We start from the raw sequence: 18,435 nt of genomic DNA on the forward strand, positions 1-18,435 counted from the left end.
CCCACGACGCGGATCACTGGGCGGCCTTGCCGAGCGTGACCTGCACCGTCTTGTCCCCGCCGGCGGGCGCGATGTAGGTCAGCGTGACCTTGTCACCGGGAGCCCGCGACCGGACGGCGGCGACCAGCGCATCGGCACTGCCGATGACCCGGTCGTCGACCTTGGTGACGACCACCCCGCTGGGCAGGCCGGCGGTATCGGCTGCACCCCCCTTGGTGACGTCGACGATCTTGGCGCCGTGGGTGGTGGTGTCGTTGCTGACCTGCACGCCCAGGGACGCGTGCGAGGCGGTGCCGGTACTGATCAGCTCGTCGGCGATGCGCTTGGCCTGGTCCACCGGGATGGCGAAGCCCAGACCGATCGAACCACTCTGGGCGTCCGGCGAGTCGCCGCCGATGGTGGCGATCGCCGAGTTCACGCCGACGAGCTCACCGGCCATGTTCACCAGCGCTCCGCCGGAGTTACCGGGGTTGATCGCCGCATCCGTCTGGATGGCGTCGAGCACGGTGTTCTGGTTCTTGACGTCACCGCCGGTGGCCACCGGGCGGTTCAGCGCGCTCACGATGCCGGTGGTGACGGTGCCTTCCAGGCCCAGCGGCGAGCCGATCGCCACCACGTCCTGGCCGACCCGCAGGTTGGCCGACGAACCCAGGGTGATGGGGGTCAGCCCGGAGATGCCCTGAACGCGCACGACGGCGATATCGCTGGCGGGATCGGTGCCCACCACGGTGAACGGCGCGGTGCGGCCGTCGGCGAAGGTGACCGTCGTGGTCGGGGCGCCACCTGGGGCCGCGCCACCGGGTCCACCGGGTCCGCCGGGCCCGCCAGGGGCACCGGGGGCTCCGGGGGCTCCGGGCAGACCCGGGATGATCGGCGGTGCGGCAGGCGCGCCGCCCGGGCCTTTGTCCATCGCCGCGGCAACGACGTGGTTATTGGTCAGGATCAGCCCGTCGGAGGACAGGATGATGCCCGAGCCCTCCTCGGACTGGCGGCCGAACTCGGTCTCGAGCTTGACCACACTGGGCACCACCTTGGCGGCGACCTGCTCCACCGAGCCGACCGGAAGGTTGGCGGCCGGCACGTTGGCCGGGCCGTTGGGCGCCGCGCCGGTGACGCTGGTGACCGGCTGGTGGTCCGGGTGGGCCAGCAGCACCACGGTGCCGCCGATACCCGCCGACACCACGGCGATCGCGAGCGCACCCGCGGTCAGGGCGCCCGCACGCGAGCGCTGCCGGGCGGGCTGCAGCACCGGCCCGGTAGCCGGATTACCTTGGCGGAGAGCGGCATACGGGTCGTAGGGCTGCCGATACTGCGGCTGCTGCTGCTGAGTGGCGTAGCGCCAGTCGTACTGCTGCTGATAACCGGCCTGAGGGTGCTGGGAATACCCCGGCGCCGCATGCGGATTCGGCGTCGTGTGGCCGGGCTGCTGCGGCGGCGTGTACCTCGAGTGGTCGGTCATGGTGTCAGGTCGCTCTTTCCCTGGACGAGATGCGTGAAACGTTGGTTCTAGCTTGCCTTGGGCTTCTGAGAATCGTCTGAGATATCACCCGGCGCGTCTGGTGGGTTCACGCCTGATGAGCCGATGTCCCCGTGTCTCTTCGGCATTCGGGTAGTTATTTCGCTCTCAGCCGAATCCGAATACGAGTACGCCGACGGCGCGATCGGCTGGCCGGGCAACAGGACGAAGAACGAGGTGCCGGGCGGCTGGCCGCCGGGGATCGTATCGCCGATGCGGATCATGCCGCCGTGCTTGACCACGACCTGCTTGACGATTGCCAACCCCAGACCCGAGCCGGGCATCGCGCGGGCCGATGCCGACCGGTAGAACCGCTCGAACACCAGACCCCTTTCCTGAGGCGGAATTCCGGGCCCCTGGTCGGATACGACGAGTTCGGCGTGCGCGGCGTCGACCTGGCGCAGCCGCACCCCGACATGCCCGCCGGACGGGCTCCACTTGGCCGCGTTGTCGAGCAGGTTGAGCACTGCCCGCGACAGGCCCGCGACATCGCCGAACACTTCCCAGCCGATCACGTCGACGTCGAACTGAACGTCGTTGCGGCGCCTGCGGGCGCGCTCGAGGCTGCGGTCGACGACCTCGCTCACGTCGATGGCCTCGTGGACGACGCCACCGGCATCGTCACGGGTGAGATCGACGAGATCGCCCACCAGCGTTGACAATTCCTCGATCTGGGCGACGACGTCGGTGCGCAGTTCGGCCATCTCACTGTCCGGCAGCTGCGGGGCGCCCGGTGTCGAGGACGCGATCAGAAGCTCGACGTTGGTGCGCATCGAGGTCAACGGCGTGCGCAACTCGTGCCCGGCGTCGGCGACCAGGCGGGCCTGACGCTCCCGGGACTCCGCCAGCGCACGCAGCATCGTGTTGAACGTTTCGGTGAGCCGGGCCAGCTCGTCGCTGCCGAACACCGGGATGGGGCGCAGGTCGTCGGTGCGGGCCACCCGTTCGGCGGCCTCGGTGAGCCGCCCGACCGGTCTCAGCCCCGTGCGGGCCACCGTGCCACCGGCGATTGCAGCCACCACCACACCGATCCCGCCGACCGCGAGCAGCACCCACTTCAGCTTCGTCATCACCGCGTTGGTAGGCGCCAGGCTCTTGGAGATCAGCAGTGAGCTGCCGTTAGGCAGGTGCACCGCCAGTACCCGCTGGTTGGACACCGTGCGCCGGGACATGAACAGCTCACCGCGGATCACTGCTTTTTCCGGCTGCCCGACGGGAAGCGTCTGGCCCTGCTGGTTGGCGGTGTAAATCGAGCGGCCCGGGTTGACCAGCATCGCGTTGACGTCGGAGTAGGCCGTGCCCTCGATGGCCTTGCCCGGGTCGGCGGCCAGCGAGCCGCTGGCGATCAGCAGCTGCGCCCGGCTCTGCAGCTGGTTGTCGATATCGGTGTAGAGAGCAGCCGAGACCACCGCGTAGACGGCGAGCGCCATCAAAACCACGACCATCGCCACCATCGACATGGCCAGCAACATCACGCGCCATCGCAAGGACAGCGAAGTTGACGGTTCTTCTGGCGCCCGCGGTTCCCGCGAACGCCGCCACATCGGCGACATCAGGGCGGTGTCTCACGCAGCACGTAACCCACACCTCGAACGGTGTGAATCAGCCGCGGTTCTCCTTCCGCTTCGGTCTTCCGGCGCAGATAGCCGACGTATACCTCCAGCGCATTGCCTGAGGTGGGGAAGTCGAAACCCCACACCTCCTCCAGGATGCGGCTGCGGGTGAGCACTCGGCGGGGGTTCGCGATGAGCATCTCCAGCAGCGCGAACTCGGTGCGGGTGAGGCTGATCGCGCGTTTGCCGCGATGGACCTCGCGGGTCACCGGGTCCAGCGTCAGATCGGAGAACGCCATGATCGCCGAATCGGACTGGTCGTCGGGGGTGGTGCGACGCAGCAGTGCCCTCATGCGGGCCAGCAGTTCCTCGAGGGCGAACGGCTTGGGCAGATAGTCGTCGGCGCCGGCATCCAGGCCGGCCACCCGCTCGGACACCGAGTCACGGGCGGTTAGCACCAGGATCGGCAGATCGTCGCCGGTGCTGCGGAGCTGACGGCAGACCTCGAGCCCGTCCAGCCGCGGCATCATCACGTCGAGAACGACCGCATCAGGGCGTTCGTTGGCGATCGCGTCGAGCGCTTCCACCCCGTCCTGGGCCAGATCGACGGAGTAGCCATTGAACGACAGGGACCGGCGCAACGATTCGCGCACAGCGCGATCATCGTCCACCACAAGGATTCGCACGGCCACAAGTGTTAACCCAACGCCTGAGATTGGGCTGAGAGGCACGCCGTGCTAGCAGGCAATTCGCTGCCGGCGAACGGTGTCAGCGCTTGTCGAGGTCGATCAGACCGAGGCGGGCAGCCTTCAGCAGCCGACGCGGAACCTTGTGCGCGCGACCGGCGACGGACACGTTGACCAAGCCGGTGGCTTCGGTCTTCCACTGCGAACGCCGACTGCGGGTGTTCGAGCGCGACATTCTGCGCTTGGGCACAGCCATGACGTACATCTCCTTGATCAGGGGTGTCGCCGCGCAGAGACATGAATGCCGGCGGCCAACAGTTGCGCTTCAGGATAGCCGCTCACCTCTGCGGGGTCCAAAACGTCTCCCGGCAACCGGCCACGGCAGCATCCCGGGCGATTCGCCTGTGATGCGGGACACCCCTTGACGGGGCGCCGATACCGACCAGTAACCTACCGGTTGGTTGGGTATCGAAGGGGATATAGCGCGTGACGAATGCGGTGCGCATCGGCAACTGCTCCGGCTTCTACGGCGATCGCATCGCGGCCATGCACGAAATGCTCACCGGCGGCGAGCTGGATTACCTCACCGGCGACTACCTCGCCGAGCTCACCATGCTCATCCTCGGCCGCGACAAGATGAAAAGCCCGGAGCGTGGCTACGCCAAGACGTTCCTGACCCAACTCGAACAGTGTCTGGGCCTCGCACATGACCGCGGGGTGCGCATCGTCGCCAATGCCGGTGGCCTCAATCCGGCAGGCTTGGCCGACGCGGTGCGCGGCCTGGCCGAGCGCCTCGGCGTCCCGGCGACGGTGGCCCACGTGGAGGGCGACGACCTGCTGCCCCGCGCGGCCGAACTGCAGTTGGGTTCGCCGCTGACAGCCAACGCCTACCTGGGCGCGTGGGGTATCGCGGATTGCGTGCACGCCGGGGCCGACATCGTCATCACCGGACGGGTGACCGACGCGTCGGTGGTGGTCGGTCCCGCCGCGGCGCATTTTGGATGGTCCCGCCATGACTACGACCGGCTGGCCGGTGCGGTGGTGGCAGGCCACGTCATCGAATGCGGCACCCAGGCCACCGGCGGAAACTATTCGTTCTTCACCGAGATCGACGACCTGGCGCACCCCGGGTTCCCCCTGGCCGAGGTCTACGACGACGGCTCGTCGGTGATCACCAAACATCCGGGGACCGGTGGACAGGTCAGCATCGGCACGGTCACCGCGCAGCTGCTCTACGAGATCGGCGGGGCCCGCTACGCCAATCCGGATGCCACGGCCCGGTTCGACACCATCACGCTGCGCGACGACGGTCCCGACCGGGTGCGCATCAGCGGGATACGGGGCGAGGCGCCACCACCGACGCTGAAGGTCTCGCTCAACAGCATCGGCGGTTTCCGCAACGCGGCGAGCTTCGTGCTGACCGGCCTGGACATCGACGCCAAAGCCGCGCTGGTGCGCGGGCAACTCGATGCCGCACTCACCGACACGCCCGCCGAACTGGAGTGGACGCTGAGCCGAACCGACCACGCCGATGCCGACACCGAGCAGGCGGCCAGCGCGCTGTTGACGTGCGTGGTGCGCGATCCGGACGCCAAGAAGGTCGGCCGCCAATTCACCTCGGCCGCAGTCGAACTCGCTCTCGGTAGCTATCCCGGCTTCCACACCACCGCCCCACCGGGTGACGGGCAGGTGTACGGGGTGTTCACCCCCGGCTATGTGCTCGCCGACGAGGTCAAGCATGTCGCCGTGCACCCCGACGGCCACCGCGTCGTCATCGCTTCGGCCACCGAGACCGTCGAACTCGCCGAGACCGAATCACCGCACCTGCCCGAACCGTTGGCAGCGGGGCCCACCCGGCGTCTGCCGCTGGGCACGATCGCCGGCGCCCGCAGCGGTGACAAGGGCGGCGCGGCCAACATCGGCGTCTGGGTGCGCACCGACGAGCAGTGGCGCTGGCTGGCCCACCAGCTGACCGCCGACGCGCTGCGCGAACTGCTGCCCGAGACAAAGGATCTGCCGATCACGCGCCATCTTTTCCCCGCACTGCGTGCGGTGAACTTCGTCATCGACGGAATCCTCGGCGAGGGCGTCGCCTACAACGCCCGGTTCGACCCCCAGGCCAAGGGCCTTGGTGAATGGCTGCGCAGCCGCCACATCGACATCCCGGAGGCGATCCTTTCGTGAGTATCTGGACCACCCCCGAGCGCCGGCAGCTGCGCCAGACCGTGCACAGCTTCGCCGAGCGCGAGATCCTGCCGTACGCCGACGACTGGGAGCGCGCCGGTGAGCTCCCCCGCGATCTGCATCGCCGGGCCGCCGCAGCCGGACTGCTGGGCACCGAGTTTCCGGAGTCGGTCGGCGGCGGCGGTGGCGACGCCGTCGATTCGGTGCTCATCTGCGAGGGGCTGCACGAAGCCGGCACGCCCGGTGGCGTTTTCGCCTCGCTGTTCACCTGCGGGATCGCCGTGCCGCATATGGTCGCCTCCGGCGACGAGTACCTCATCGAGAAGTTCGTGCGCCCCACCTTGGGCGGTGAGCTGATCGGATCGCTGGCCATCACCGAACCCGGCGGCGGTTCGGATGTCGGGCATCTGCGGACCACCGCGGTGCGCGACGGCGACCACTACGTGGTCAACGGCGCCAAGACCTTCATCACCTCCGGGGTGCGGGCCGACTACGTCGTCACCGCCGTGCGCACCGGCGGTCCCGGCGCAGCCGGGGTGTCGCTTCTCGTCGTCGAGAAGGGCACACCGGGATTCGAGGTGAGCCGCAAGCTGGACAAGATGGGCTGGCGATCCTCGGACACCGCAGAGTTGTCCTACACCGATGCCCGCGTGCCGGTCGCCAACCTGGTGGGCGCCGAGAACAGCGGTTTCGCCCAGATCGCCGGGGCCTTCGTCTCGGAGCGGATCGGGCTTGCCGCGCAGGCATATTCGTCTGCTCAGCGGTGTCTGGACCTCACTGTGCAGTGGTGCCGGGATCGCGAGACGTTCGGCCGTCCGCTGATCTCGCGGCAGGCGGTGCAGAACACCCTGGCCGAGATGGCCCGTCGCATCGACGTGGCGCGGGTGTACTCGCGCAATGTCGTCGAGCGGCAACTGTCGGGCGGAGCCGCTGGGTCGGCGACATCAGACTCGAGCACCAATCTGATCGCCGAGGTGTGCTTCGCCAAGAACACCGCGGTCGAAGCCGGTGAATGGGTGGCACATCAGGCCGTCCAACTCTTCGGCGGGATGGGTTACATGACCGAATCCGAAGTCGAACGCCAATACCGCGATATGCGCATCATCGGCATCGGCGGCGGCACCACCGAGATCCTCACCGGTTTGGCCGCAAAAGCGTTGGGATATCAGCCATGACCGCTCTGCACAGCATCGTCGACCCGACCGCGCCCACCTACACCGAGGCCGCCGAGGTGATGGCAGCCAAGCTCGCCGAGATCGACGGCGAGCTGGCCAAGGCGCTCGGCGGGGGCGGCCCGAAGTACATCGAGCGCCACCACGCCCGCGGCAAGCTCACCGCCCGTGAACGCATCGAGTTGCTGGTGGACCCCGACGCGGCCTTCCTCGAACTGTGCCCACTGGCCGGCTACGGCACCGACTTCGCGGTCGGGGCCAGCGTGGTCACCGGCATCGGCGTGGTCGAGGGTGTCGAATGCATGCTGGTCGCCAATGACCCGACGGTCAAGGGCGGCACCAGCAATCCGTGGACACTGAAGAAGATTCTGCGCGCCAACCAGATTGCCCTGGAGAACCGCCTGCCGATGATCTCCCTGGTGGAGTCCGGCGGCGCGGACCTGCCGACGCAGAAGGACATCTTCATCCCCGGTGGCCGGATGTTCCGGGACCTGACCCGGCTGTCGGCGGCGGGGATCCCGACCGTCGCCCTGGTGTTCGGCAACTCCACGGCCGGCGGTGCCTATATCCCCGGGATGTCCGACCATGTGGTGATGATCAAGGAACGCTCGAAGGTGTTCCTCGCCGGGCCGCCCCTGGTCAAAATGGCCACCGGTGAGGAGTCCGACGACGAATCCCTGGGCGGGGCCGAAATGCATGCTCGGGTATCGGGTTTGGCCGACTACTTCGCCATCGACGAGCTCGACGCGATCCGCATCGGTCGGCGCGTCGTGGCCCGGCTCAACTGGGTCAAGCGCGGCCCGGCGGCCAAACCCGTCGTGGCGCCACTGGCCGACCCCGAGGAACTGCTGGGCATCGTGTCGGCCGACCTGCGTATCCCGTTCGACCCCCGCGAGATCATCGCCCGCATCGTCGACGGGTCCGATTTCGACGAGTTCAAGCCGATGTACGGGTCGTCACTGGTCACGGGATGGGCCACCCTGCATGGCTACCCGCTGGGCATCCTGGCCAACGCCCGCGGAGTGCTGTTCAGCGAGGAGTCGCAGAAAGCCACGCAGTTCATCCAGCTGGCCAACCGCTCCAATACGCCATTGCTGTTCCTGCACAACACAACCGGATACATGGTCGGCAAGGCCTACGAGGAAGGCGGGATGGTCAAGCACGGCTCGATGATGATCAACGCCGTATCCAACTCAGGAGTCCCGCACATCTCGCTGCTGATCGGCGCCTCCTACGGGGCGGGCCACTACGGCATGTGCGGCCGGGCCTATGACCCACGCTTCCTGTTCGCCTGGCCCAGCGCCAAATCCGCGGTGATGGGCGGCGCGCAACTGGCCGGTGTGCTCTCGATCGTGAACCGCGCGGCCACCGAGGCCCGCGGCGGCACCGTCGATGAGGAGGCCGACGCCGCCCTGCGGGCAGCCGTCGAAGCCCAGATCGAAGCGGAGTCGCTACCGATGTTCCTGTCCGGCCGGCTCTACGACGACGGGGTGATCGATCCGCGCGACACCCGCACGGTGCTGGGAATCTGCCTGTCCGCCATCGCCAACGGACCGATCGAGGGGACGTCGAACTTCGGCGTCTTCCGGATGTGAGCCGCATGATCACTCGAGTTCTGGTCGCCAACCGCGGTGAGATCGCCCGCCGCGTGTTCGCCACCTGCCGCCGGCTCGGCATCAGCACCGTCGCGGTCTACACCGACCCCGACGTCGGGTCACCCCATGTGGCCGAGGCCGACGTCCGGGTGCGACTGGACGATACTCGATCCGATGTCGCCGGCCGAGCGGCTCCGACCGGCTATCTCGACGCCGCCCAGTTGATCGCCGCCGCCATCGCATCCGGTGCCGACGCCATCCACCCCGGCTACGGATTCCTCTCGGAGAACGCCGAATTCGCGGCCGCCGTCCTCGACGCCGGGCTCACCTGGATTGGGCCGCCCGTTGCGGCGGTGCGGGCGATGGGCTCCAAGATCGAGGCCAAGAAGATGATGGCGAGCGCCGGTGTGCCGGTGCTGGCCGAACTGGACCCGGCCACCGTCACCGACGCCCAGCTGCCGGTTCTGGTGAAGGCATCCGCCGGGGGCGGCGGCCGCGGCATGCGGGTGGTGACCGACCTGGCCGAGCTGACCGGCCAGGTCGCGGCCGCACAACGTGAGGCCCAGTCCGCCTTCGGCGATCCGACGGTGTTCTGCGAGCGCTACCTGGCAGGAGGCCACCACGTCGAGGTGCAGGTGCTCGCCGACCAGCACGGCACCGTGTGGGCGGTCGGCGAGCGGGAGTGCTCGATTCAGCGCCGCCACCAGAAGATCATCGAAGAGGCCCCCTCTCCCCTGGTGGAACGGATCCCCGGGATGCGGGAACGGCTCTTCGAAGCCGCCCGGCTGGCCGCCGATGCCATCGGATACACCGGGGCGGGCACCGTCGAGTTCCTGGCCGACGATGACGGCGAGTTCTACTTCCTGGAGATGAACACCCGCCTGCAAGTGGAGCACCCGGTCACCGAACTCACCACCGGCCTGGATCTGGTGGAGCTGCAGCTGCTGGCCGCCGATGGTGAGGCACTGCCCGCCGATCCACCGAGGGCCCGCGGACACTCTATCGAGGCACGGATCTACGCCGAGGACCCGGCCCGCAACTGGCAGCCGCAGGCAGGTCGCATTCATCGCTTCGACGTACCAGGTGTGGCAACACAATTCGGCCGCATCCATGGCACCGGAATCCGGCTGGACTCCGGTGTCACCGACGGCACCACCGTGTCGATCCACTACGACCCGATGCTGGCCAAGGTCATCTCCTACGCCCCGACCCGCCGACGCGCCGCGCAGGTACTCGCCGACGCGCTGGCCCGCACCCGGGTGCACGGTGTCCGGACCAACCGCGACCTGCTGGTCAATGTGCTGCGACACAACGGGTTCCTCGACGGCGCCACCGACACGGCGTTCTTCGATACCCACGGACTCGCCGAACTGGCCAGCCCACTGGCCGGCTCCCCCACGGTTCGGCTGTCCGCGGTGGCTGCCGCACTGGCCGAGGCCGCCCACAACCGCGCCGGTGCGACGGTGCTGGCCGAGATTCCCAGCGGCTGGCGCAATCTGGTATCGAGCAACCAGCACAAGAGCTATCGGGATGCTGGCGGCGACGAACACGAGGTGGCCTACCGGTTCACCCGTAGCGGTGTGCTGCTGCCCGACGACCACGAGGTACGAGTGGTGTCGTCGGCATCCGAGGAGGTCGTGCTGGCCGACGCGAACGGTGTCGCGACCCCGTTCGCGGTGCAACGCTACGGTACCGAGGTCTTCGTCGACTCCCCCATGGGCGCAGTCGCTTTCACGGTGGTCCCCCGGTTCCCGGAGCCCGGTTCGGTCGTGGAGCAGGGTTCGCTGCTGGCACCCATGCCCGGCTCGGTGATCCGGCTCGGCGCGAGTCTCGGCGACACCGTGACGCTCGGCCAGCCACTGGTGTGGCTGGAGGCGATGAAGATGGAGCACACCATCACCGCGCCGTCCGACGGTGTGCTCACCCAACTCGATGTCAGCGTCGGTCAGCAGGTCGACGTGGGAACTGTTCTGGCCCGGGTGGAAAGCCCCGCATCCGAAGAAGGAGAAGCATGACCGACACCAGCTTCATCGAAAGCGAGGAGCGGCTGGCATTACGCAAAGCCGTCACAGCCCTCGGTGCGAACTACGGCCCGGAGTACTACCTGGAGAAGGCCCGCTCCGGTGGGCACACCACCGAATTGTGGCGGGAGGCAGGCGAACTCGGCTTCATCGGGGTGAACCTGCCCGAAGAGTATGGTGGCGGCGGCGCCGGCATGTACGAGCTGTCGCTGGTGATGGAGGAACTGTCCGCGGCGGGCTGCCCGCTGCTGATGATGGTGGTCTCCCCGGCGATCAACGGCACCATCATCGCCAAGTTCGGCACCGACGAGCAGAAGAAGCGCTGGGTGCCCGGGATCGCCGACGGCTCGATCACCATGGCGTTCGCCATCACCGAGCCCGATGCCGGATCGAACTCGCACCGCATCACCACCACCGCGCGCCGCGACGGCAGCGACTGGATCCTGTCCGGACAGAAGGTGTGGATCTCCGGGGTGGATCAGGCCCAGGCGCTGCTGGTCGTCGGCCGCACCGAGGAAGCGAAAACCGGCAACCTGCGCCCGGCACTGTTCGTCGTGCCCATCGACACCCCCGGGCTCAGCTACACCAAGATCCCGATGGAACTCGTCATGCCGGAGAGCCAGTTCCAGGTGTTCCTCGACGAGGTGCGGCTTCCCGCCGACGCTCTGGTCGGCGCCGAGGACGCCGCGATCGCGCAGTTGTTCGCGGGCCTGAACCCGGAACGGATCATGGGTGCGGCCAGCGCGGTCGGCATGGGCCGGCTCGCGCTGACCAAGGCCGCCGAATACGTCAAGACCCGCCAGGTGTGGAAGACCCCGATCGGCGCGCACCAAGGTATCGCGCACCCGTTGGCGGCGGCCCACATCGAACTCGAGCTGGCCAAGCTGATGATGCAGAAGGCGGCCGCCCTCTACGACGCCGGCGACGACGCCGGGGCGGCCGAGGCGGCGAACATGGCGAAGTACGCCGCGGGTGAATCCTCCACCCGCGCTGTCGACCAGGCTGTGCAGTCCCACGGCGGCAACGGGCTGAGCCAGGAGTACGGCATCGCGGCGATGCTCACCGCCTCAAGGCTGTCGCGCATCGCGCCGGTCAGCCGGGAGATGATCCTCAACTTCGTGGCGCAGACCTCGCTGGGCCTGCCGCGGTCGTACTGATCCGCCCGTGGACACCCTCGTTGCCTACGCGGGACCCGATGAGACAGGCGGGCACGTCGCCCGGCTGACGTTGGACTCGCCGCACAACCGCAATGCGTTGTCGGCGCGACTGGTCGAGCAGCTGCACGACGGGTTACGCAATGCCGCTGACGACCCGGCGGTGCGCGTGGTGGTGCTCGGCCACACCGGTGGCACGTTCTGCGCCGGCGCGGACCTGAGCGAGGCTTCTGGCGGCGATCCGTTCGAGACCACCGCCGCACGGGCCCACGAGCTGGCCGCGGTGCTGCGCGCGATCGTCGAGTCGCCGCGGCCGGTGGTGGCTGCCGTCGACGGTCACGTCCGGGCCGGCGGTATGGGGCTGGTCGGGGCGTGCGATATCGCCGTCGCAGGCCCACGGGCCACGTTCGCCCTGACCGAGGCGCGCATCGGCGTGGCACCGGCGATCATCTCGCTGACCCTGCTGCCGAAACTGTCGGCGCGGGCGGCCGCCCGGTACTACCTGACGGGTGAGACGTTCACCGCCGCGCAGGCCGCCGAGATCGGGCTCGTCACCGTCGCGGCGGACGACGTCGAGGCGGCCGTCGCCGGACTGGTTGCGGATCTGGCCAAGGGCTCGCCACAGGGTCTGGCCGCGTCGAAGGCGTTGATCACGGCCGAAGTCCTGGCCGGTTTCGACCGCGACGCACAGCGGCTGGCAACGGAATCAGCGCGGCTGTTCGTCTCCGACGAAGCTCGCGAGGGGATGCTGGCGTTCCTGCAGAAGCGCCCGCCGCGCTGGCTGCAATAGAACGCTCCTATGACAGTTGGGCGAACACTCTTGCGGTTGTGAAGCAGAGTCGTACCCTCGTATGCGATGAGCAACTCGACACCGCGGGACGCATCGACGCGTGCCGCCGACGCTGACCGCATCCAGGTCGCGCAGTTGCTCGGCGACGCCGCAGCCCAGGGCCGTCTCGATATCACCGAATACGAGCGCAGGCTGGCCCAGGCCTACGCCGCGACGACGTACGAAGACCTCGAACGGCTCACCGACGACCTGCCCGGCGCGCCCGAATCCTCACGACGGCCCGGTTCGGGCCGGCCGGCCCCCTCGACTCTGCTGCTGGCGATCCTCAGCGGGTTCGAACGGCGCGGCCGGTGGAACGTGCCCGGCCGGATGACGACCTTCACGCTGTTCGGCGGCGGTGTGGTCGATCTGCGGTATGCCGACTTCACCTCGACCGATGTTGAGATCCACGCCTACTCGATCATGGGCGGACAGACGATCCTGCTGCCGCCGGAGGTCAACGTCGAAGTTCGTGGCGTCGGGGTGATGGGCGGCTTCGACCACAACGTCGAGGAGCACGGCACACCCGGGGCACCGAAGGTCACCATCCGCGGCTTCTCACTGTGGGGCGGGGTCGGCGTCAAGCGCAAGAACCGCAAGACCGGAACATCCGACCCGACGGCCACCTAGCCACACACACAGCTAGCCACACACAACGACGGCCCCTTCCAACCGGAAGGGGCCGTCGTTGTTGTGCTGGTTGTCAGCCCTTGGCGCTGCCGCCGGCCGAGCCGGAGCCGCCGCTGCCCGAATCGCTCGAGGAGCTGGAATCCGACTTCGATTCCTTCTTGCCCGAGATCGCATCGGAGATCTTCTGGCCGATCTTGGCCAGCGGGTTCTCCGACTTGGCCGTCTTCGGGGCCTTGACCGTCGGGGTCGCCTTCGGCAGTGTGCCGGTGCTGGCGTCCGTGGTGTCGGTCGTGGTGGTGGTGGTGTCGGTCGACGTGGTGGTGTCGGTCGACGGTGCTGCCTCGGTAGTGGCCTCGGTGGTGGCGGCCGCGGTAGCGACCGAGTCGGTGGTCGCCGCCTCGGTCTCCTTCTTGAAGCCGCCGGTGGCCTTCGGGGCCGCCTCGGTGGCGGTCTCGGCCTCGGTGGTCGTCTCCGCCGACTTGGTGTCACCGGTGGTCGCGGTCTCCGTGGTGGCCGTTGCCGACAGCGCGGTGGCGGTCTTGGTGGCCGCCGCAGTCGTGGCAGCCGCTGACGGCAGAGCGTCGCTGATCGAGGTGACGATGTAGCTCAGCACCGCCGACAGGCCCGGAGTCCCGTAGTCGAAGCTGCCATCCGGGGTGGCACCGTAGAGGAACAGACCCGCCAGGATGCCGGCGCCGACGGTGATCGGTCCCAGCGTGATCTTCGGCAACGCCTGGGCAGCCGAGTAGAGCAGCGAGTTGACGACGTTGGTCACGCCGTACTTGAAGATCGAGTCGGCGAGCAGGCCGGGGACGGAGCCCACGCCGAAGACCTTGTTGACCGCCACGTCGAGAACTGCGGGCAGGCCGCCGGCCTCGAAGAAGTAGTTGTCCAGGGTCAGGCCGCTGCTGCCCTCGTTGCTCGTGCAGGTATTCGAGGTCGCGCAGTCGATGGCGTAGTAGAGGACACCCGACAGGCCGCTGACGTAGATGGGGCTGCTGGTGTCGTAACCGTAGGGATCACCGGTCGCGGGAAGGAAGCCGCCCCAGCCGAACCAGTAGGCATCGTTGATGCCCTGCAGCGTGATCTCGCTGATCGAGGTCAGCTCGTATTTCGCTGTCGAAAGCGCGAGCGGTGCGGGTGACGATGATGCCACCGCGACATCGTGAGAAGGAACGATCGCCGGCACTGCGGCGACGACGGCCGCGGCGCTGGCGAGCGCGACTCCCGTCATGACGATTGGCCGAGTTCGTGACGCCATTGCTGATTCCCCTTGCTGTGCGGGTTCGCCAAGGTCGTGACGAACTCGATGCTTTGCTGATACGAAACTTAGAAGATCCTGATGAATACTAAGGGGCTGTTTGCCGTCTAGCAAGCGGAACCAGGGAAATGGGTAGCAGGCAAGTTTCTCACCCGTCACAGCAATTACATAGGTTCGACACCCCGCGCGTTGCCGAACGACTTCCTTGGTACCGTGCCCCAACCAGCACGTCCCACGTGTTCGCTAGAATTGCATGCCATCGAACAGTGGCGTTAATAACCTCGATGTTTGCCACGCTCTCCGCGACCCGCTGTGACGGGTGGAAACACGGCGAAACAATCACGTTGTTTGCTGAGCGACTGTTCGAGCCAGCTCAGCGGCGCCGTCTACGCGACCGTAGATAGTCGCCGACAACCGCAGCACCGAGCCCATCAAGATCGGGTTCGACCACCCTGCCCTCGACTCGGCGAGCAACCTGATCGATGAAACGGGCCAGCCCGGGATCGTTCCCCAACCTGAAAATTGTCACCTGCGCGCCGAGCCGGGCGACCTCGTCGAACCCGCGCACAGTGTGGGCGATGGTCCGCGGGTGCGGCGGGTAGTCAAAGAACACCGACGACCCGCGGCCGTCGAAGTCTTCGAGGTGCGCGGTCGGCTCACCGTCGGTGACCACGAGCACTACCGGCTGAGCGTTCGGGTGCCTGCGCAGATGTCGGACCGCCAGCGCCAGCGCATGGTGCAGGTTGGTGCCCTGCTCGTAGACGCCTTCCAGTCCGGTCAGCTCGGCAGCGGTGACGGTTCTGGCGTGGCGGCCGAAGGCGATGATCTGCAGCGCGTCGGACCGGAACCGGGTGCTGACGAGATGGTTGAGGGCCAGCGCAGTCTGCTTCATCGGCAGCCACCGGTTCTCCATCACCATCGAGAACGAGGTGTCGACCAGCAGTGCGACCGCGGCCTGGGTGCGGGTTTCGGTCTCCGACACCTCGACGTCGTCGACGGCGATGCGCAGCGGCCCGCCGACGACGCCGGCGCTAATTCCCCGGTCGCTTCGCTCCTGCCCTCCGGTGCCGGCCCGGCGCAGCACCGCGTTGGTCAGCGTCCGTGTCACGTTCCACGGCTCGGTGTCACCGAACGCCCACGGCCGGGTGGCACCGGTGAGCTCACCGGCCGCACCGGCCCGGCGGGTGGCCCGATCGCCATGGCGCCCGGAAAGCTGCTGTGCCACATCCCGAAGCGCGGCCTGGCCCAGCTGACGCATCGCCTTCGGCGACAGCCGCCACTGCCCGTCCGAGCCGCGGTCCAGGAAGCCCTGGTTCATCAGTGCGCGTTCGAGGTCGGCCAGCGTGCGGGCGTCGATGGCGGCCTGGTCGCCGAGCTGGCGGGCCAGCGCGTCGAGGTCGACGTCGTCCATGGTTGCCCCGGCGTAGCTCTGCGACAGCTGCTCGGCGAGCTGCTCGAGTTCGGCGATATCGGAGAGCGCCTGCGCACCCTCCCCCATGCCCAGCGGGTTCTCGCCGGAGAACTCCGAGGAGCCGTTCCAGTCCTCGCCCGGCCGAGCGGCCTGCAGATGGCCGTCGAGCCGGTTGAGCGCGTTCATCAGCTGCGGTGAGCCGAATGCCTGCTGGGCCAGGGCATCCAGTTCGGCGCGCTGATCAGGGGTCAGGCTGTTGCGGAACCGCTGAGCCGCCGCGGCGCGCTTGGCCAGTGAGTCCAGCAGCTCCTCGACATTCTTCGGATTCTCCGGGAAGTACTGGCCATGCTTGCTCATGAAGTTCTGAAAATCTTCGGGGCCGTCTTCCCCGCGAGAGTGCTTGTCCAGCAAGTCATTCAGGTCGTCGAGCATCTCGTTGACGGCTTGGCGGTCCTCGTCGGTGGCGTTCTCCAGCGCCTCCTTCATGCCGGCGAACCGCTGGTCGAGCATCTCGCGGCCGAGCAGATCCTTGATCTGCTCGTACTTCTGGCGGGCCTCGGGGCTGCGCCAGTCGTAGTCGGACAGCTCCTGTACCGCCTTGGCCGGCGACGGGGACAGCGATTCGATCTGCAGCTCGGAGAACCTGGCGTCGTCGTCGAGTGCCCGCGCGAGTTCTTTGCGCTCGGCTAGCACGGCCTCGTCGAGCAGTTTCTTGATCTCCTGCAACGTCCCGTCAAGGTTGTTGCGGTTCAACAACTCTCGCCGCCGACGGTTGGCCTCGGCGGCCAGCCGGTCGGCGCCGCGCATGTTCGGGGTCCCGCGACGCAGCAGCTCGGACAGCGCACGGCGCGGCGAGGTGCCCTCCATGACGTCCTGGCCGATCTGTTCGAGCGCCTCACGCAGGTCCACCGGCGGGGCCAGCGGATCGGGGCCCCCGGTGTACGGCGAGTACCGGGAGTCGTGCCCGTGCCGGGGTTTAGCCATAGACGGTTTCACCCTCGCCGGTCACCTTGTCGATGCGCTTGGCCAGATACAGCGCCTCGAGCGCCAATTCGAGGGCGGCGGCGCGCTGACCGTCGGATTCGGCACCGAGCCGCTCGGCGATCGCTTCGATGACCGGCAGATCGGGAAGCGCGGCCAGCACGTCCTTGGCCGACACCAGCTCACCGGTGGTCACCGCTGAACCGCCCTCGACCGCCGACACCAGCGGGCCGACGTCGATGCCGCCGAGCGCCCGCTGGGCGGTGTCGGCGGTCGCGCGGCGCAGCAGGTGCTCGAGAACCGCCTGTTCGCGGCCCTCCTCGCCGGACTCGAATTCGAGCTTGCCGCGCAGCACGTCGATGATCGTGCCCAGATCGACCACCCGGGCCACCGGGTCGTCCTCGCCGAGCACCGCGCCGCGGTGCCGTGCCGAGGCGGCGACCGTCTCGGCGGCCGCGATGGCAAAGCGCGCCGAGACCCCGGAGCGCTGGTCGACGGAGTTGGACTCGCGAAGGTACCGGGCGAAGCGCGCAACGATTTGCATCAGGTAGGCCGGAACCTGCGCCGAGAGGTGCGCTTCCTGGGTGATGACGCCGACTTCGGCGTCCAGCTCACGCGGATAGTGGGTACGGATCTCGGCACCGAACCGGTCCTTGAGCGGAGTGATGATGCGCCCGCGGTTGGTGTAGTCCTCCGGGTTGGCGCTGGCGACGACGAGCACGTCCAGCGGCAGCCGCAGGGTGTAGCCGCGGACCTGGATGTCGCGCTCCTCCATCACGTTGAGCATCGAGACCTGGATGCGCTCGGCGAGGTCGGGCAGCTCGTTGACGGCGACGATGCCGCGGTGTGACCGCGGGATCAGGCCGAACGCGATGGTCTCCGGGTCGCCCAGCGTGCGGCCTTCGGCAACCTTGATCGGGTCGATGTCGCCGACCAGGTCGGCCACGCTGGTGTCCGGGGTGGCCAGCTTCTCGGTGTAGCGCTCGCTGCGATGACGCCAGGTCACCGGCAGGTCGTCGCCGGAGTCCGCGGCACGGCGGATCGATTCCGGGGTGATCGGCGAATAGGGGTGCTCGCCGAGCTCGGCGCCGGCGATCACCGGCGTCCACTCGTCGAGCAGGTTGACCAGCGAGCGCAGGATGCGCGTCTTGCCCTGACCCCGCTCGCCGAGCATCACGAAGTCGTGCCCGGCGATCAGCGCCCGCTCGAGCTGCGGGATGACGGTGTCCTCGAAGCCGAAAATGCCTGGCCAGATGTCGTGGCCTTCGGCCAGCGCAGCAAGCAGGTTCTCCCGGAGTTCCTCCTTGACGCTGCGCTCACGATGGCCGGAGGCACGCAGTTCACCAAGGGTGCGGGGCAGGTTGTCAGGTGACGTCACGCCTCCACGCTACGACTGCCGTCGCCCGCAGGCACCTGCTACCTCCTTACCCGTGCGTGACGGT

14 protein-coding genes are annotated in these 18,435 nt (G+C 68.1%); 7 read left to right on the forward strand and 7 right to left on the reverse strand.

Going from position 1 to position 18,435, the window contains the following annotated elements; translation table 11 throughout:
• Positions 1-13: 13 nt before the first annotated feature.
• From OG976_RS08410 to rpmF, 4 genes are all read right to left on the reverse strand, one after another.
• A complete protein-coding gene (locus tag OG976_RS08410; RefSeq protein WP_328360480.1) occupies positions 14-1,459 on the reverse strand; it encodes a S1C family serine protease in 1,446 nt (481 codons plus the stop codon).
• A gap of 47 nt (positions 1,460-1,506) precedes the next feature.
• Positions 1,507-3,060: a HAMP domain-containing sensor histidine kinase gene (locus OG976_RS08415; RefSeq protein WP_328363285.1), complete on the reverse strand. Its 1,554-nt coding sequence runs from the start codon at positions 3,058-3,060 to the stop codon at positions 1,507-1,509.
• An 8-nt stretch (positions 3,061-3,068) separates the two neighbouring features.
• Positions 3,069-3,755, reverse strand: a complete 687-nt coding sequence (locus tag OG976_RS08420) for a response regulator transcription factor (protein ID WP_328360482.1) — start codon at positions 3,753-3,755, stop codon at positions 3,069-3,071.
• An 82-nt stretch (positions 3,756-3,837) separates the two neighbouring features.
• Positions 3,838-4,011, reverse strand: a complete 174-nt coding sequence (gene rpmF / locus OG976_RS08425; RefSeq protein ID WP_167097984.1) for a 50S ribosomal protein L32 — start codon at positions 4,009-4,011, stop codon at positions 3,838-3,840.
• Between the two features lie 242 nt (positions 4,012-4,253).
• Here rpmF and OG976_RS08430 point away from each other — a divergent pair, with 242 nt between their 5' ends.
• The 7 genes from OG976_RS08430 (at position 4,254) to OG976_RS08460 (ending at position 13,340) form a co-directional block, all read left to right on the forward strand.
• On the forward strand, positions 4,254-5,939 hold the full coding sequence (locus tag OG976_RS08430; RefSeq protein ID WP_328363288.1) for an acyclic terpene utilization AtuA family protein: 1,686 nt from the start codon (positions 4,254-4,256) through the stop codon (positions 5,937-5,939).
• Entirely contained in the window at positions 5,936-7,114 is a 1,179-nt protein-coding gene (locus OG976_RS08435) for an acyl-CoA dehydrogenase family protein (RefSeq protein ID WP_328360488.1), read from the forward strand. Before OG976_RS08430 ends, OG976_RS08435 begins: the two co-directional genes overlap by 4 nt.
• The gene (locus OG976_RS08440; protein WP_328360491.1) at positions 7,111-8,706 is read left to right on the forward strand and encodes an acyl-CoA carboxylase subunit beta; all 1,596 of its coding nucleotides are present in this window, start codon (positions 7,111-7,113) and stop codon (positions 8,704-8,706) included. Before OG976_RS08435 ends, OG976_RS08440 begins: the two co-directional genes overlap by 4 nt.
• 5 nt (positions 8,707-8,711) lie before the next feature.
• Positions 8,712-10,721, forward strand: coding sequence for an acetyl/propionyl/methylcrotonyl-CoA carboxylase subunit alpha (locus tag OG976_RS08445; RefSeq protein ID WP_328360493.1), 2,010 nt, complete (start codon positions 8,712-8,714; stop codon positions 10,719-10,721).
• The gene (locus tag OG976_RS08450; protein WP_328360495.1) at positions 10,718-11,884 is read left to right on the forward strand and encodes an acyl-CoA dehydrogenase family protein; all 1,167 of its coding nucleotides are present in this window, start codon (positions 10,718-10,720) and stop codon (positions 11,882-11,884) included. The genes OG976_RS08445 and OG976_RS08450 overlap by 4 nt, the downstream gene beginning before the upstream one ends.
• Before the next feature lie 7 nt (positions 11,885-11,891).
• Entirely contained in the window at positions 11,892-12,671 is a 780-nt protein-coding gene (locus tag OG976_RS08455) for an enoyl-CoA hydratase family protein (protein ID WP_328360498.1), read from the forward strand.
• A gap of 66 nt (positions 12,672-12,737) precedes the next feature.
• Complete coding sequence (locus tag OG976_RS08460) at positions 12,738-13,340, forward strand: DUF1707 SHOCT-like domain-containing protein (protein WP_328360500.1); 603 nt, start codon at positions 12,738-12,740, stop codon at positions 13,338-13,340.
• 73 nt (positions 13,341-13,413) lie between these two features.
• Here the strand turns inward: OG976_RS08460 and OG976_RS08465 are convergent, their stop codons facing one another.
• The 3 genes from OG976_RS08465 to OG976_RS08475 all read right to left on the reverse strand — a co-directional run bounded on the left by OG976_RS08465 (position 13,414) and on the right by OG976_RS08475 (position 18,371).
• Positions 13,414-14,601: a hypothetical protein gene (locus OG976_RS08465; RefSeq protein WP_328360502.1), complete on the reverse strand. Its 1,188-nt coding sequence runs from the start codon at positions 14,599-14,601 to the stop codon at positions 13,414-13,416.
• A gap of 373 nt (positions 14,602-14,974) precedes the next feature.
• Positions 14,975-16,996: a vWA domain-containing protein gene (locus OG976_RS08470; protein ID WP_328360505.1), complete on the reverse strand. Its 2,022-nt coding sequence runs from the start codon at positions 16,994-16,996 to the stop codon at positions 14,975-14,977.
• Positions 16,989-18,371, reverse strand: coding sequence for a sigma 54-interacting transcriptional regulator (locus OG976_RS08475; protein ID WP_328360508.1), 1,383 nt, complete (start codon positions 18,369-18,371; stop codon positions 16,989-16,991). The genes OG976_RS08470 and OG976_RS08475 overlap by 8 nt, the downstream gene beginning before the upstream one ends.
• Between the last annotated feature and the right edge of the window lie 64 nt (positions 18,372-18,435).

This window comes from Mycobacterium sp. NBC_00419 (assembly GCF_036023875.1).
Classification (GTDB): Bacteria; Actinomycetota; Actinomycetes; order Mycobacteriales; family Mycobacteriaceae; genus Mycobacterium.